Source organism: Pseudomonas sp. AC247, assembly GCF_979258015.1.
Window position 1 is genome coordinate 3,684,986 of the sequence record NZ_OZ409829.1, and the last position, 13,590, is coordinate 3,698,575.

At 61.6% G+C, this 13,590-nt stretch carries 13 protein-coding genes; 7 read left to right on the forward strand and 6 right to left on the reverse strand.

Annotated elements, in window-relative coordinates:
- Position 1: 1 nt before the first annotated feature.
- The 5 genes from ACZZ0B_RS16600 to hemN all read left to right on the forward strand — a co-directional run bounded on the left by ACZZ0B_RS16600 (position 2) and on the right by hemN (position 5,590).
- Positions 2-541, forward strand: a complete 540-nt coding sequence (locus ACZZ0B_RS16600; RefSeq protein ID WP_463545799.1) for a FixH family protein — start codon at positions 2-4, stop codon at positions 539-541.
- A 135-nt stretch (positions 542-676) separates the two neighbouring features.
- Positions 677-3,127: a heavy metal translocating P-type ATPase gene (locus ACZZ0B_RS16605; protein WP_463545800.1), complete on the forward strand. Its 2,451-nt coding sequence runs from the start codon at positions 677-679 to the stop codon at positions 3,125-3,127.
- Positions 3,128-3,149: 22 nt separating this feature from the next.
- The gene (ccoS, locus tag ACZZ0B_RS16610; protein ID WP_158834589.1) at positions 3,150-3,362 is read left to right on the forward strand and encodes a cbb3-type cytochrome oxidase assembly protein CcoS; all 213 of its coding nucleotides are present in this window, start codon (positions 3,150-3,152) and stop codon (positions 3,360-3,362) included.
- Entirely contained in the window at positions 3,355-4,038 is a 684-nt protein-coding gene (locus tag ACZZ0B_RS16615) for a sulfite exporter TauE/SafE family protein (protein WP_039770036.1), read from the forward strand. Before ccoS ends, ACZZ0B_RS16615 begins: the two co-directional genes overlap by 8 nt.
- Positions 4,039-4,207: 169 nt before the next feature.
- A complete protein-coding gene (gene hemN, locus ACZZ0B_RS16620; RefSeq protein WP_158834586.1) occupies positions 4,208-5,590 on the forward strand; it encodes an oxygen-independent coproporphyrinogen III oxidase in 1,383 nt (460 codons plus the stop codon).
- Here hemN and ACZZ0B_RS16625 read toward each other — a convergent pair.
- On the reverse strand, positions 5,587-6,069 hold the full coding sequence (locus tag ACZZ0B_RS16625) for a hypothetical protein (protein ID WP_463545801.1): 483 nt from the start codon (positions 6,067-6,069) through the stop codon (positions 5,587-5,589). The two genes, hemN and ACZZ0B_RS16625, sit on opposite strands and share 4 nt — an antisense overlap.
- 154 nt (positions 6,070-6,223) lie before the next feature.
- On the opposite strand from ACZZ0B_RS16625, the gene fnr reads away from it, so the two are divergent.
- Together fnr and ACZZ0B_RS16635 are read left to right on the forward strand one after the other, a co-directional pair.
- Complete coding sequence (gene fnr, locus ACZZ0B_RS16630) at positions 6,224-6,958, forward strand: fumarate/nitrate reduction transcriptional regulator Fnr (protein ID WP_008088813.1); 735 nt, start codon at positions 6,224-6,226, stop codon at positions 6,956-6,958.
- Positions 6,959-7,036: 78 nt separating this feature from the next.
- A complete protein-coding gene (locus ACZZ0B_RS16635; RefSeq protein WP_007918333.1) occupies positions 7,037-7,585 on the forward strand; it encodes an adenine phosphoribosyltransferase in 549 nt (182 codons plus the stop codon).
- A 90-nt stretch (positions 7,586-7,675) separates the two neighbouring features.
- On the opposite strand, the gene ACZZ0B_RS16640 is transcribed toward ACZZ0B_RS16635, so the two are convergent.
- The 5 genes from ACZZ0B_RS16640 to dnaX all read right to left on the reverse strand — a co-directional run bounded on the left by ACZZ0B_RS16640 (position 7,676) and on the right by dnaX (position 13,471).
- The gene (locus ACZZ0B_RS16640; protein WP_463545802.1) at positions 7,676-8,824 is read right to left on the reverse strand and encodes an acyl-CoA dehydrogenase family protein; all 1,149 of its coding nucleotides are present in this window, start codon (positions 8,822-8,824) and stop codon (positions 7,676-7,678) included.
- A 154-nt stretch (positions 8,825-8,978) separates the two neighbouring features.
- Positions 8,979-9,581 carry a recombination mediator RecR gene (gene recR, locus ACZZ0B_RS16645; RefSeq protein ID WP_008088815.1) on the reverse strand — a complete coding sequence of 201 codons (603 nt, stop codon included), beginning with the start codon at positions 9,579-9,581 and terminating at the stop codon, positions 8,979-8,981.
- Positions 9,582-9,647: 66 nt separating this feature from the next.
- Positions 9,648-10,682: an NADP-dependent oxidoreductase gene (locus tag ACZZ0B_RS16650; RefSeq protein WP_008088816.1), complete on the reverse strand. Its 1,035-nt coding sequence runs from the start codon at positions 10,680-10,682 to the stop codon at positions 9,648-9,650.
- 274 nt (positions 10,683-10,956) lie between these two features.
- Complete coding sequence (locus ACZZ0B_RS16655; RefSeq protein WP_008088817.1) at positions 10,957-11,295, reverse strand: YbaB/EbfC family nucleoid-associated protein; 339 nt, start codon at positions 11,293-11,295, stop codon at positions 10,957-10,959.
- Positions 11,296-11,362: 67 nt separating this feature from the next.
- Positions 11,363-13,471, reverse strand: a complete 2,109-nt coding sequence (gene dnaX / locus ACZZ0B_RS16660; RefSeq protein WP_463545803.1) for a DNA polymerase III subunit gamma/tau — start codon at positions 13,469-13,471, stop codon at positions 11,363-11,365.
- Between the last annotated feature and the right edge of the window lie 119 nt (positions 13,472-13,590).

Here is a 13,590-nt window from a genome sequence, read left to right on the forward strand (position 1 = left end):
CATGCCCGCAGCAAACGCCGCAAGTCCCTGGTACAAGCATCTTTGGCCATGGATCATCATCGGGATTCTGGCCTGTTCGGTGACCCTGACCCTGTCGATGGTGACCATCGCGGTGAACAACCCGGACAACCTGGTCAACGACAACTACTACGAGGCCGGCAAAGGCATCAACCGTTCGCTGGACCGTGAACTGCTCGCGCAGAATCTGAAGATGCGCGCCAATGTGCATCTGGATGATCTCACCGGTGAAGTCGACCTGCGTTTGAGCGGCAACAGCCAACCAAAAACCCTGGAGCTGAACCTGATCTCGCCGACCCAGCCGGAGAAGGATCGCAAAATCGTCCTGACCCGCAGCGAAACCGAAGCGGGTCGCTACATCGGCCAACTCGGCGACAAGGTCGAAGGTCGTCGCTTTGTCGAATTGCTTGGCAGTCAGGATGAACACGTCTGGCGTATGTTTGAAGAAGAGCTGGTCAGCCACGACAAGGACCTGCTGCTCGGCGACGAACCGCTGCAAGGCGCCGAAGACCTCAAGAAGTAACCCTGACTCTGATCGTTCCCACGCTCTGCGTGGGCACGCAGCCAGGGACGCTCCGCGTCCCAGCCGAAGCGGACGCAGAGCGTCCGGGGAGGCATTCCCACGCGGAGCGTGGGAACGATCATCGGAACACGTGCCATGACCACCCCACTCCCCTGCTACCACTGCGCCTTGCCCGTCCCCTCCGGCAGTCGCTTCACCGCTGTCGTGCTCGGGGAGTCCCGCGAGTTCTGCTGCCCGGGCTGTCAGGCGGTGGCCGAAGCCATCGTGGCCGGTGGCCTCGAACACTATTACCAGCACCGCAGCGAAGCCTCGGCCAACCCTGAAGCGCTGCCGGTGCAACTGGTCGATGAGTTGGCGCTGTACGACCGCGCCGACGTGCAAAAACCGTTCGTTCGCCATGAAGGCGATCTGGCCGAAACCACCCTGCTGATGGAAGGCATCAGTTGCGCCGCCTGCGGCTGGCTGATCGAGAAACACCTGCGCACGCTGCCCGCCGTCGCCGAGGCGCGCCTGAACCTGTCCAACCATCGCCTGCACGTGAGCTGGGCCGACGCGCAATTGCCGCTGAGCCAGATCCTCGCCGAACTGCGCCACATCGGTTACGCCGCGCACCCGTATCAGGCCGACCGCGCCAGCGAACAGTTGGCCAGTGAAAATCGTCTCGCCCTGCGTCAACTCGGCGTGGCCGGGCTGCTGTGGTTCCAGGCGATGATGGCGACCATGGCCACCTGGCCCGAATTCAACATCGACCTCAGCCCTGAGCTGCACACGATTCTGCGTTGGGTAGCGCTGTTCCTGACCACGCCGATCGTGTTCTATAGCTGCGCACCATTCTTCAAAGGGGCGATGCGCGATCTGCGCACACGGCATCTGACCATGGACGTCTCGGTATCGCTGGCCATCGGCAGCGCCTACATCGCCGGGATATGGACATCGATCAGCGGCGTCGGCGAATTGTATTTCGACGCGGTCGGCATGTTTGCCCTATTCCTGCTCGCCGGGCGCTATCTGGAACGTCGCGCGCGTGAACGAACCGCCGCCGCCACGGCGCAACTGGTCAATTTGCTGCCGGCCTCGTGTCTGCGCCTTGATGCAGAAGGTCAGAGCGAACGCATCCTGCTCAGCGAATTACGCCTGGGTGATCGAATTCTGGTGCAACCGGGTTCGATCCTGCCGGCAGACGGCAAGATCATCGACGGCCAGTCGAGCGTCGATGAATCGCTGCTGACTGGTGAATATCTGCCGCAACCACGCACGCTCGGCGATGCAGTCACTGCCGGCACCCTCAATGTCGAAGGCGCCTTGACCGTTGAAGTGCAGGCGTTGGGGCAGGACACTCGATTGTCCGCCATCGTTCGTTTACTCGACCGCGCCCAGGCGGAGAAACCGCGACTGGCGGAAATCGCCGACCGCGCCGCGCAATGGTTCCTGCTTTTGTCGTTGATCGCGGCGGCGGCCATCGGTCTGTTGTGGTGGGAACTGGACTCGTCGCGAGCGTTCTGGATCGTCCTCGCCATGCTCGTCGCGACCTGCCCTTGCGCGCTGTCGCTGGCAACGCCGACGGCGCTGACGGCGGCCACCGGCACCCTGCACAAACTCGGTCTGCTGCTGACGCGCGGGCATGTGCTGGAAGGTCTGAACCAGATCGACACAGTGATTTTCGACAAGACCGGCACCCTCACCGAAGGCCGCTTGGTGTTGCGTTCGATCCGCCCGCTCGGCGCACTCGACAGCGACCAATGCCTGAGCCTCGCCGCCGCTCTGGAAAACCGCTCGGAACACCCGATTGCCCGCGCGTTCGGCCGTGCACCGCTGGCCGCCGAAGAAGTCCACAGCACGCCGGGACTCGGCCTCGAAGGGCTGGTGGGCGAGCAGCGGCTGCGCATTGGTCAGGCGGATTTTGTCTGCGCCCTCAGTGGCGTTGCGGCGCCGTCGATGCCGGACGAGGCGGGACAATGGTTGCTGTTGGGCGACGCTCACGGGGCGCTGGCCTGGTTCGTTCTCGATGACCGCTTGCGTGACGACGCCCCTGCTCTACTTGCCGCGTGCAAGGCGCGGGGCTGGCGCACGTTGCTGTTGTCCGGCGACAGCTCGCCGATGGTCGCCAGCGTCGCCATCGAACTGGGTATCGACGAGGCCCGAGGCGGCTTGCGCCCCGATGACAAACTGCAAGTCCTGCAACAGCTGCACAAGGAAGGTCGCAAGGTGTTGATGCTCGGCGACGGCGTGAATGACGTGCCGGTGCTGGCGGCGGCCGACATCAGCGTGGCCATGGGCTCGGCCACTGACCTTGCGAAAACCAGCGCCGATGCGGTGCTACTGTCCAATCGCCTCGACGCCCTGGTGCAAGCCTTCACCCTGGCGCGACGCACCCGCCGGGTAATCATCGAGAACCTGCTGTGGGCCGCGCTGTACAATGGCCTCATGTTGCCGTTCGCCGCCCTCGGCTGGATCACTCCGGTGTGGGCGGCGGTTGGCATGTCGATCAGTTCGTTGACCGTGGTGCTCAACGCTTTGCGCCTGACTCGCCTGCCGGGTTCGCCGCACGCCAGCACCCGGTCGCCAACCCGCCCGCTGCCGGCCTGAGCCGCGTGGGCCTGGAGTACAGATGCCAGCTCTCTACGTGATGATTCCGGCCGCGTTGCTGATCGTCGCCATCGCCGTGTACATCTTCTTCTGGGCGGTGGACAGCGGTCAGTACGATGACCTCGACGGCCCGGCGCACAGCATCCTGTTCGACGATCAGGATCCGAAACACACCGCTGCCGTCGACGAAGTGAATGCCGGCAAACCGGACGACAAGGCCCCTCCCCATGCTTGAACTGGCGCCACTGCTGGTCTCGGCACTGATTCTCGGTTTGCTCGGTGGCGGCCATTGCCTGGGCATGTGCGGCGGCTTGATGGGCGCACTGACCCTGGCGATTCCCAAGGAGCAGCGCAGTCGGCGTTTTCGCTTGTTGCTGGCGTATAACCTTGGGCGAATCCTCAGCTACGCCACAGCCGGACTGCTGATCGGCCTGGCCGGATGGGCGGTGGCCAACAGCCCCGCCGCGCTGTTCATGCGCGTGCTGGCCGGGTTGCTGCTGATCGCCATGGGTTTGTATCTGGCCGGCTGGTGGAGCGGGCTGACGCGCATTGAAAGCCTCGGGCGTGGGCTGTGGCGTTACATTCAGCCGGTGGCCAACCGTTTGCTGCCGGTGTCGAGCCTGCCACGTGCGTTGCTGCTTGGTGCGTTGTGGGGCTGGCTGCCCTGCGGGCTGGTTTACAGCACGTTGCTGTGGTCGGCGAGTCAGGGTAATGCGCTGGACAGTGCGTTGTTGATGCTCGCTTTTGGCCTCGGCACCTGGCCGGTGTTGCTCGCCACCGGGCTTGCGGCCGAGCGGGTGACGGCGCTATTGCGCAAGCGCAGCGTGCGCATGGCCGGTGGTTTGCTGGTCATCCTGTTCGGCATCTGGACATTGCCCGGCCCGCACCAGCATTGGCTGATGGGGCATTAAAATCAAAAGATCGCAGCCTGTGGCAGCCCCTACATTGGAATGTGTCCCCCTGTAGGAGCTGCCGCAGGCTGCGATCTTTTGCTCTTGTGCTGTTGATGCAAATCAACAGCCCCACCGCCGCACCCCGATAGACTCGCCACACTGCCAGCCTATCCGGGGGAATGCCCGCATGCTCGACGCCATTCGTTGGGACACTGATCTGATCCGCCGCTACGACCTGGCGGGGCCGCGCTACACCTCGTATCCGACGGCCGTGCAATTCAACAGTCAGGTCGGCACCTTCGACCTGTTCCATGCCCTGCGCGACAGCCGCAAAGCCCTGCGCCCGTTGTCGCTGTACGTGCATGTGCCGTTCTGCGCGAACATTTGCTACTACTGCGCCTGCAACAAGGTCATCACCAAGGATCGCGGCCGTGCGATGCCGTACCTGCAACGGCTCGAACAGGAAATCCAGCTGATCGCCTGCCACCTCGACCCTGCGCAAAAAGTCGAGCAACTGCACTTTGGCGGCGGCACCCCGACCTTTCTCAGCCACGATGAACTGCGCCAGTTGATGGCGCACCTGCGCAAGCACTTCAACCTGCTGGAGGACGACTCCGGCGATTACGGCATCGAGATCGACCCGCGTGAAGCCGACTGGTCGACCATGGGGCTGCTGCGTGAACTCGGTTTCAATCGCGTCAGCATCGGACTGCAAGACCTCGATCCGGCCGTACAACGCGCAGTCAATCGCCTGCAAAGTCTGGAAGAAACCCGTGCCGTCATCGATGCCGCGCGCACCCTGCAATTTCGCTCGATCAACATCGACCTGATTTACGGCCTGCCCAAACAGACCCCGGACAACTTCGCCCGTACCGTCGAGGAAGTCATCAGCCTGCAACCGGATCGGCTCTCGGTGTTCAACTATGCGCACTTGCCCGAGCGCTTCATGCCGCAGCGGCGAATCAACGGTAACGAACTGCCGAGCCCGGCTCAGAAGCTGGAAATGCTCCAGCGCACCATCGAGCAACTGACCGCCGCCGGCTACCGCTACATCGGCATGGACCACTTCGCCCTGCCCGACGACGAACTGGCCATCGCTCAGGAAGAGGAAACCCTGCAACGCAACTTCCAGGGCTACACCACCCACGGTCATTGCGATTTGATTGGTCTGGGGGTTTCCGCGATCAGCCAGATCGGCGACCTGTACTGCCAGAACAGCAGCGACCTCAACGAATACCAGAACACCCTCGCCGCCGCACAACTGGCGACCAGCCGTGGCCTGGTGTGCAACGCCGATGATCGTCTGCGTCGCGCGGTGATCCAGCAATTGATCTGCAACTTCAGCCTCGACTTCGCCGAGATCGAACAGCAGTTCAACGTCGATTTCCAGGGCTATTTCGGCGCGCTATGGCCGCAATTGCAGGGCATGGCCAACGATGGCCTGATTACTCTCGATCGCGAACGCATCGAGGTGTTGCCGGCCGGACGCCTGCTGGTGCGCTCGGTGTGCATGGTCTTCGACGCATATCTGGAACAGCAGAACCGTCAGCGCTTCTCGCGGGTGATTTAGTTCTTCATCAGCAGCGAGGCGGTTTTCATGGTTTGTTCCGGGGTCAGGTTCGACTGATTCATGACTTTGGACAAGGACAGGTTGGCGGTGATCAAGCCATTGTTCAGTGCAGCAATGGCGCCTTTGAGCGCGGCGAGTTTGGCGATCTTCTCTTCGGTGGACAGGGTCTTGTCGGCCATGACCGCTTTGATACGGGCGTTCTTCTCGGCAATCTGTTGTTGCAGTTGGCGGATCATTTTCAGCAGTTGCTGGATGTTTTCCGGCAAGCCGCTTTCTTCGATGTCGCGGTTGTCGCCGCCTGAGCCGGCGGACTTGTGGATGGCGGCACCGGACAGCGACACTTTGACGCCCTCGACCAAGGTCGGGCTTGCCAGCAGCGACGATTCACCGTCCTGCTCGTGATCAACCGTGTTTCGGCTGGTTTCCAGCAACGATGCAACGCCGCTGTTAGCGGGGCTTAGCGTACCGATAGCGGCCATCGAAGCGTTCCTTGTATGCGTTCTGATACCTGTTTATCGGCGGCATGTCCTGCGGCTTTATAGCCGTAGGACAAAGTCGCCGCAGACTGGCCTGAATGTCCTCCTGTGGGTTACCCTTACGGCTTATGTGTGTTTTCCCACAAGGATTTAAGAAATGTCCGAGCCAGTTAAACTGCGCGCTCACAACCAGGCCCATTGCAAGGATTGCAGCCTGGCCCCTCTCTGCCTGCCACTTTCTCTGAATCTGGAAGACATGGATGCGCTGGACGAAATCGTTAAACGCGGCCGCCCGCTGAAAAAGGGTGAGTTCCTGTTCCGTCAGGGCGACACGTTCGATTCCGTTTATGCAGTACGCTCCGGCGCCCTGAAGACCTTCAGCCTGAGCGACAGCGGCGAAGAACAACTGACCGGTTTCCACCTGCCGAGTGAACTGGTCGGCCTGTCCGGCATGGACACCGAGAAACACCCGGTGTCGGCCCAGGCGCTGGAAACCACCTCGGTCTGCGAAATCCCCTTCGAACGCCTCGACGAACTGGCCCTGCAACTGCCGCAGCTGCGCCGCCAGTTGATGCGCGTAATGAGCCGTGAAATCCGCGACGACCAGCAAATGATGTTGCTGCTGTCGAAAAAAACCGCCGACGAGCGCATCGCCACGTTTCTGGTCAACCTGTCGGCACGCTTCCGCGCTCGCGGCTTCTCGGCCAATCAGTTCCGCCTTGCAATGTCGCGTAACGAAATCGGCAACTACCTCGGTCTGGCCGTGGAAACCGTGTCTCGCGTGTTCACCCGCTTCCAGCAAAACCAGCTGATCGCCGCCGAGGGCAAGGAGATTCATATCCTCGACCCGATCCAGCTCTGCGCGCTGGCCGGTGGCTCGCTCGAAGGCTGATCTCGATCCGCGGTTGAGCGAAGCGTTTCAGCCGCGGGTATACTGCGCCGTTTGCAGCCCTGCCAGGACACCTCGACGATGGTCTTCGACTCCTTCGACATCAAATCGCTTATCCGCCCCGTGATCGACTTCCCGAAACCGGGCGTGATCTTTCGCGACATCACCCCGCTGTTCCAGTCGCCGACGGCCCTGCGCCTGGTGATGGACAGCTTCGCCCACCGCTATGTGGAAGCCGACTTCACCCACATCGGCGCGATGGATGCCCGTGGTTTCCTGATAGGCTCGGTGCTGGCGTATCAGTTGAACAAGCCGCTGGTGCTGTTCCGCAAGCAAGGCAAACTGCCGGCCGACGTGTTGGCTGAAGGTTACGCGACCGAGTACGGCGAAGCGTTCCTCGAAGTACACGCCGACAGCCTGTGCGAAGGCGACTCGGTGGTGATGTTCGATGACTTGATCGCCACGGGCGGCACGCTGATTGCGGCGGCCAACCTGATTCGCCGGATGGGCGCGCGGGTGCATGAGGCGGCGGCGATTATTGATTTGCCGGAGTTGCAGGGTTCGCAGCGCCTGGAAGACATGGGTATCCCAACGTTTTGCCTGACGCAGTTTGCGTTGACTGATAAATAGTCAAGATCAAGAGATCGCAGCCTTCGGCAGCTCCTACATTGGGATGTGCGTTTTCCTGTAGGAGCTGCCGAAGGCTGCGATCTTTTGCTTTTAAAGCCCCATCTGCTTGCTGATGATCTCGTTCATCACCTCTCGCGTACCGCCGCCAATCGACAGAATGCGGTTATCCCGATACAGCCGCTCCACCAGACTCTCGCGCATGTAACCGAGTCCACCGAGAATCTGCACCGCTTCCGTGGTGATCCGGTCCGAAGTGTCCGTGGCAAAGTTCTTCGCCATGGAAATCTCCTTGATCACACTCTGCCCCGCCGCCATCTTCGCCGCTTGCCGATAGGTGAATTCGCGCGATACCTCCAACGCCGTGGCCATCTCGGCGAGGCGATGCTTGATTACCTGAAACTTGCCAATGGGCTTGCCGAACGCTTCGCGCTCGCGCGCCCATTTCAGGCTCTGCTCCAGTGCAAGCTGGGAAGTCATGTTGGCCATCAGCGCCAGCGCCAGGCGTTCACTCTGAAAGTTGCCCATGATGCAGGCGAAGCCCATGTTCTCGGCACCGATCAGATTTCCTACAGGCACACGGCAATCGTCGAAGAACAATTCAGCGGTGTCTGACGCCCACCAGCCCATTTTCTTCAGCTGGCGGCCGACGGTGAAGCCCTGCGTACCCTTCTCGATCAGCAACAGACTGATGCCGGCAAAACCCGGCGCACCGGTGCGCACCGCAACGGTGTAGAAGTCGGCGCGTACGCCGCTGGTGATAAAGGTCTTGCTGCCGCTGACGCGATAAACGTCACCTTCACGCACGGCGCGGGTCTGCAGGTTGGCGACGTCCGATCCACCACCCGGTTCGGTCACGGCCAGGGCGCTGATCTTTTCGCCGCTGAGCACTTGCGGTACAACGCGATCGCGTACTTCGGGGCGCGCCCATTTGACGATCGGCGGCAGACCGATATCCAGTGACCCCAGCCCCGCCACCAGGCCGCCAGAGCCGCAGCGCATCAGTTCTTCACTGGCGGCGACCTTGGCGAACAGGTCGCCTTCATGGCTGCCACCGAGCGCCTCGGGGTAACCGATACCGAGTATTCCGGCGGCGCCCGCCTTCAGGTACAGCTCACGGGGGAAGCTTTCGGCCTCTTCCCACTGATCAATGTCCGGCAGGATCTCGCGTTCGACGAAACGTCTGACGCTGTCGCGGACCATTTGGTGGCTGGGGTCGAAGTATTCCTGAAAGGCAGGCATGGGCGAGCTCCACGGAAGGGTTCGCCGACGTTAACCGAGCGCTTGCTTGGTTTACAAGATACAGAAGATCAAAAGATCGCAGCCTGCGGCAGCTCCTACAGGGAAACGCATTCCAATGCAGGAGCTGCCGCAGGCTGCGATCTTTTGATTTTTATCAGAGGGAAATCGGTTTACGCCCGGCAAACGAATGCGCCAGCGTGCCGCCATCGACCAGCTCCAGCTCGCCGCCCAACGGCACACCATGGGCAATCCGCGAAGCGATCAGACCCTTGTTCTGCAACAACTGCGCGATGTAATGCGCCGTGGCCTCGCCTTCAACCGTCGGGTTGGTCGCGAGAATGACTTCAGCAAACGTACCCGCCTCTTCGATTCGCGCCATCAATTGCGGAATGCCGATCGCCTCAGGCCCCAGGCCATCGAGCGGCGACAAATGCCCTTTGAGCACAAAGTAACGCCCACGGAAACCGGTCTGCTCGACCGCGTAAACGTCCATCGGCCCTTCCACCACGCACAGCAACGTGTCGTCGCGGCGGGTGTCGGCGCATTGCGGGCACAAATCGTCTTCGGTCAGCGTGCGGCACTGGCGGCAGTGCCCGACGCCTTCCATGGCTTGGCTGAGTGCCTGCGCCAGACGCAAGCCGCCGCTGCGGTCACGTTCGAGCATCTGCAACGCCATGCGCTGGGCGGTTTTCTGACCGACGCCCGGCAAAGTGCGCAGGGCGTCGATCAGTTGGCGAATCAAAGGGCTGAAGCTCATGGGTAAAAAGTCCGACAAAACAACGAGACGCGGTTTATACCCGCGCCTCTGGCCAGCGTCAAATACTCAGTCCTGGGCGACCTTCACCACCAGTTTGCCGAAGTTGCGCCCTTCCAGCAGACCGATAAACGCTTCAGGCGCCTGCTCCAGGCCTTCGACCACGTCCTCGCGGAATTTGACCTTGCCGTCGCGCACCCACGGCACCATGTGGCTGACGAACTCCGGCTGACGATCACCGTAGTCGTCAAACACGATAAAGCCCTGGATGCGCACGCGCTTGGTCAACAGCGTACGTTGCAGCATCGGCAGGCGATCCGGGCCTTTAGGGGCTTCAGAGGCGTTGTAACCGGCGATAAGGCCGCACAGCGGAATGCGTGCCTTCGCGTTGAGCAACGGCACGACCGCGTCGAATACATGGCCACCGACGTTTTCGTAATAGATGTCGATACCGTCGGGGCAGGCCTTGGCCAGTTGTTCGGCGAAGTCAGGAGCCTTGTGGTCGATGCAGGCGTCAAATCCCAGCTCTTCGACAACGTATTTGCACTTCTCGGCGCCGCCGGCCACGCCAACCGCACGCAAACCTTTGATTTTCGCCACTTGGCCGACCACCGAGCCGACCGCGCCGGATGCAGCGGCCACGACCAGAGTTTCGCCTTCTTTAGGCTGACCGATGTCCATCAAACCCATGTACGCGGTCATGCCCGGCATGCCCAACACACCCAGGGCCATCGAAGGGCTCGGCAACCCCGACGGAATCGGGATGATGTTGCGGCCGTCACTGATGCTGTGGCTTTGCCAGCCTGTGGCACCGACCACCAGATCGCCTTTATGAAACTTCGGATGACGCGAATCCTCGACACGGCTGACAGCGCCACCGGTCATCACCTCGCCGATTTGTACCGGGGCGGCGTAGGACGGTGCATCGCTCATGCGCCCGCGCATGTAGGGGTCGAGGGACAGGTAAAGGGTTTTCAGCAATACCTGGCCGTCCTGCAGATCCGGCAGCGCTTCGCGTTCGAGGCGGAAGTTTTCCGGTGTCGGCGCGCCAACCGGGCGCGAGGCGAGGACGAAGCGTTGATTGAGGGTAAGAGGATCGGACATGTCAGCGTCTCCTGTGAATGATGAATTCAGCGGGTATAGGGAGCAGACCGTTGCGGCTTTTGCGCGTTCGATGTTTCGCACGACATTCATGTAGGAGCTGCGGCACGCTGCGATCTTTTGATCTTGATTTTTTGGTTTAAAGATCAGGATCAAAAGATCGCAGCCTCGTTGCACTCGACAGCTCCTACAGGGTGCTCTGGTGATGGGCCGGAAACAAAAATGCCAGGCGCGAGGCCTGGCATTTTGTGTAGCTCATCTGCCGCCGCTTGGCGAATCAGAATGGCAGTTTCATACCCGCAGGCAGGTTCATGCCGGCAGTCATGCCGCCCATTTTTTCCTGGCTGCTGGCTTCGATCTTGCGCACGGCGTCGTTGACGGCGGCAGCCACAACGGCTTCGAGCATTTCTTTGTCGTCTTCGCTCAGGCCTTCAACCAGGCTTGGGTCGATGCTCACGCTTTTGACGTCGTGACGACCGGTCATCACCACGGTGACCATGTCGCCGCCGGCCTTGCCGGTGACTTCAGCGTTGGCCAGTTCTTCCTGCATCTTGGCCATTTTTTCCTGCATCTGCTGCGCCTGCTTCATCAGGCCGGCCATGCCACCTTTCATCATGGGAATCACCTCAAAAGTACTTGGATCAAAACAGCGCCCGGCCATCGCGGCCGAGCGCCTTCAGATATTAGCCTTGGGCGACCAAGGCATCGACAGGTTCAATAGTATCGTGTCGCACCACCGCGCCAAACTGCTGAACCATCTGCTGGATGAACGGATCGCCGTGGATCGACTCCTCCGCTTCACGCTGACGGTTCACGCGTTTACGGGACGCCGCCTGGGCCGGGGTTTCCTGTTCGGGCTTGATCAGCTCCATGGTCAGCGTCAGCGTGCGGCCGTGGTACTGATTCAATGCATCGTTGAGACGACGCTGTTGAGTGGCGTTGAACAGTGCGCTGTGCGCCGGGTCCAGGTGCAGCAGCCAGTGATCGCCATCGACGGCGATTAACGTGCAGTTGGCGGCGATGCTCCCGGTCATGCCGGAGATCGGCAGTTTCGGGAACAGCTCCAGCCATTGCAACGCCAGACCGGTTGCCGGCGCAGCAGCAGGCTCTGGCTCAGGTTCCGGGGCAGGTTCGGCGGCGTGTTCACTGGCCAGTTCGTCAAGGTAGCTGTAGGCCGAATCGAGGTCCGGCTCGATGTAATCCTCGTCCAGCGGCGGCTCGTCGTCCCCGTCCATGCCCGGTGTGGCGGCGTCGACGTCGGCGACTGATGGCTCAGGGATAGGCGCAGCGGCCCACTCCGGCGCGTCTGGGACGACGCTGTCCGGGGTCGGCAACGGCATCGGCGGCAATTCGGGCTGCTCGGCGGCGGTTTCCAGCATGGGCTCGACGGCTGGCTGCTGTTCCGGCTCAGCCTCTGGCTCGGCCTCTACGGGATCGTTCCACGGCAGATCGACGACGGCTTCGGCGACCGCTTCGGCGATGACGGGCGCCGGCTCAGGCTCTGCAACAGGAGCAACCGGCGCAGGCGCGGGCTCGGGTGCCGGTGCAGCCACTGGCTCAGGAACTGGCGCAGGCATCGGTGTCGGTGCAACAGCCGCAGCAACTACCGGCGCAGGCTTGGGCGCGGCAGCCACTGAATTTGCGGAATCAACTGTGGCCTGGCTGATCCCCACTGGCTTTAGCGGTTGCCTCGGGGCGTCCGCCGTATCAGCGGGCCGGAAGGCGAGCATCCGCAGCAGGACCATTTCAAACCCGCCGCGCGGATCCGGCGCCAACGGCAAATCGCGGCGGCCGATCAGGCCCATCTGGTAATAGAACTGCACATCTTCAGCCGGCAAGGCTTGTGCCAGTGCCAACACGCGATCACGGTCACCATGGCCGTTGTCGACGCCTTCCGGCAGCGCCTGAGCGATGGCCACGCGGTGCAACACGTTGAGAATTTCCGAGAGCACGCCATTCCAGTCCGGGCCCTGCTCGGCCAAGTGACGCACCGCTTCAAGCAGCGCCTTGGCGTCGCCTTCGATCAACGAATGCAGGACGTCATAGACCTGACCGTGATCCAGCGTGCCGAGCATCGCCCGCACGTCGGTGGCGAGCACCTTGCCTTCACCGAAGGCGATGGCCTGATCGGTCAGGCTCATGGCGTCACGCATCGAACCGTCAGCGGCGCGACCGAGCAGCCACAGTGCATCGTCTTCGAACGGCACGTTTTCGGCGGTCAGGACGTGGGTCAAATGCTCGACCACGCGTTCCGGCGTCATGTTCTTCAGGGAGAACTGCAGGCAGCGCGACAAAATCGTTGCCGGAAGTTTCTGCGGGTCGGTGGTCGCCAGGATGAACTTGACGTAGGGCGGCGGCTCTTCGAGGGTTTTCAGCAGCGCATTGAAGGAATGGCTGGAGAGCATGTGCACTTCGTCGATCAGGTAGACCTTGAAGCGCCCACGGCTCGGCGCGTACTGCACGTTGTCGAGTAGCTCGCGGGTGTCTTCGACCTTGGTGCGGCTCGCGGCGTCGATCTCGATCAGGTCGACGAAACGGCCTTCGTCGATTTCACGGCACACCGAGCACTCGCCGCACGGGCTGGAAGTGATACCTGTCTCACAGTTCAGGCATTTGGCAATGATCCGCGCAATCGTGGTTTTACCCACCCCACGCGTCCCGGTAAACAGGTACGCGTGGTGCAGCCGCTGGCTGTCCAAGGCATTGATCAGAGCCTTGAGCACATGGGTCTGGCCGACCATTTCGCGGAACGAGCGCGGACGCCATTTACGTGCAAGAACCTGATAACTCATCGAAAACCGTCGCAGCGAAGGAAGCAGAAGCGGCTAATGCTAGCGGAGCAAGGGCAAAATTGCATCCGGTGTCCTCGTCTAATGTGGCTAAGCTGCATCAGCAGAGGCTTTTATCGGCT

Excerpts from the sequence above, each read along its gene's own strand:
- ACZZ0B_RS16625 (WP_463545801.1), bottom strand. The coding sequence starts at position 6,069 with ATGGCCGCTATCGGTACGCTAAGCCCCGCTAACAGCGGCGTTGCATCG.
- ACZZ0B_RS16635 (WP_007918333.1), top strand. The coding sequence starts at position 7,037 with ATGGTCTTCGACTCCTTCGACATCAAATCGCTTATCCGCCCCGTGATC.
- hemN (WP_158834586.1), top strand. The coding sequence starts at position 4,208 with ATGCTCGACGCCATTCGTTGGGACACTGATCTGATCCGCCGCTACGAC.
- ACZZ0B_RS16615 (WP_039770036.1), top strand. The coding sequence starts at position 3,355 with ATGCTTGAACTGGCGCCACTGCTGGTCTCGGCACTGATTCTCGGTTTG.
- ACZZ0B_RS16600 (WP_463545799.1), top strand. The coding sequence starts at position 2 with ATGCCCGCAGCAAACGCCGCAAGTCCCTGGTACAAGCATCTTTGGCCA.
- ACZZ0B_RS16605 (WP_463545800.1), top strand. The coding sequence starts at position 677 with ATGACCACCCCACTCCCCTGCTACCACTGCGCCTTGCCCGTCCCCTCC.
- ACZZ0B_RS16650 (WP_008088816.1), bottom strand. The coding sequence starts at position 10,682 with ATGTCCGATCCTCTTACCCTCAATCAACGCTTCGTCCTCGCCTCGCGC.
- ACZZ0B_RS16640 (WP_463545802.1), bottom strand. The coding sequence starts at position 8,824 with ATGCCTGCCTTTCAGGAATACTTCGACCCCAGCCACCAAATGGTCCGC.
- ccoS (WP_158834589.1), top strand. The coding sequence starts at position 3,150 with ATGCCAGCTCTCTACGTGATGATTCCGGCCGCGTTGCTGATCGTCGCC.
- recR (WP_008088815.1), bottom strand. The coding sequence starts at position 9,581 with ATGAGCTTCAGCCCTTTGATTCGCCAACTGATCGACGCCCTGCGCACT.
- fnr (WP_008088813.1), top strand. The coding sequence starts at position 6,224 with ATGTCCGAGCCAGTTAAACTGCGCGCTCACAACCAGGCCCATTGCAAG.
- ACZZ0B_RS16655 (WP_008088817.1), bottom strand. The coding sequence starts at position 11,295 with ATGATGAAAGGTGGCATGGCCGGCCTGATGAAGCAGGCGCAGCAGATG.
- dnaX (WP_463545803.1), bottom strand. The coding sequence starts at position 13,471 with ATGAGTTATCAGGTTCTTGCACGTAAATGGCGTCCGCGCTCGTTCCGC.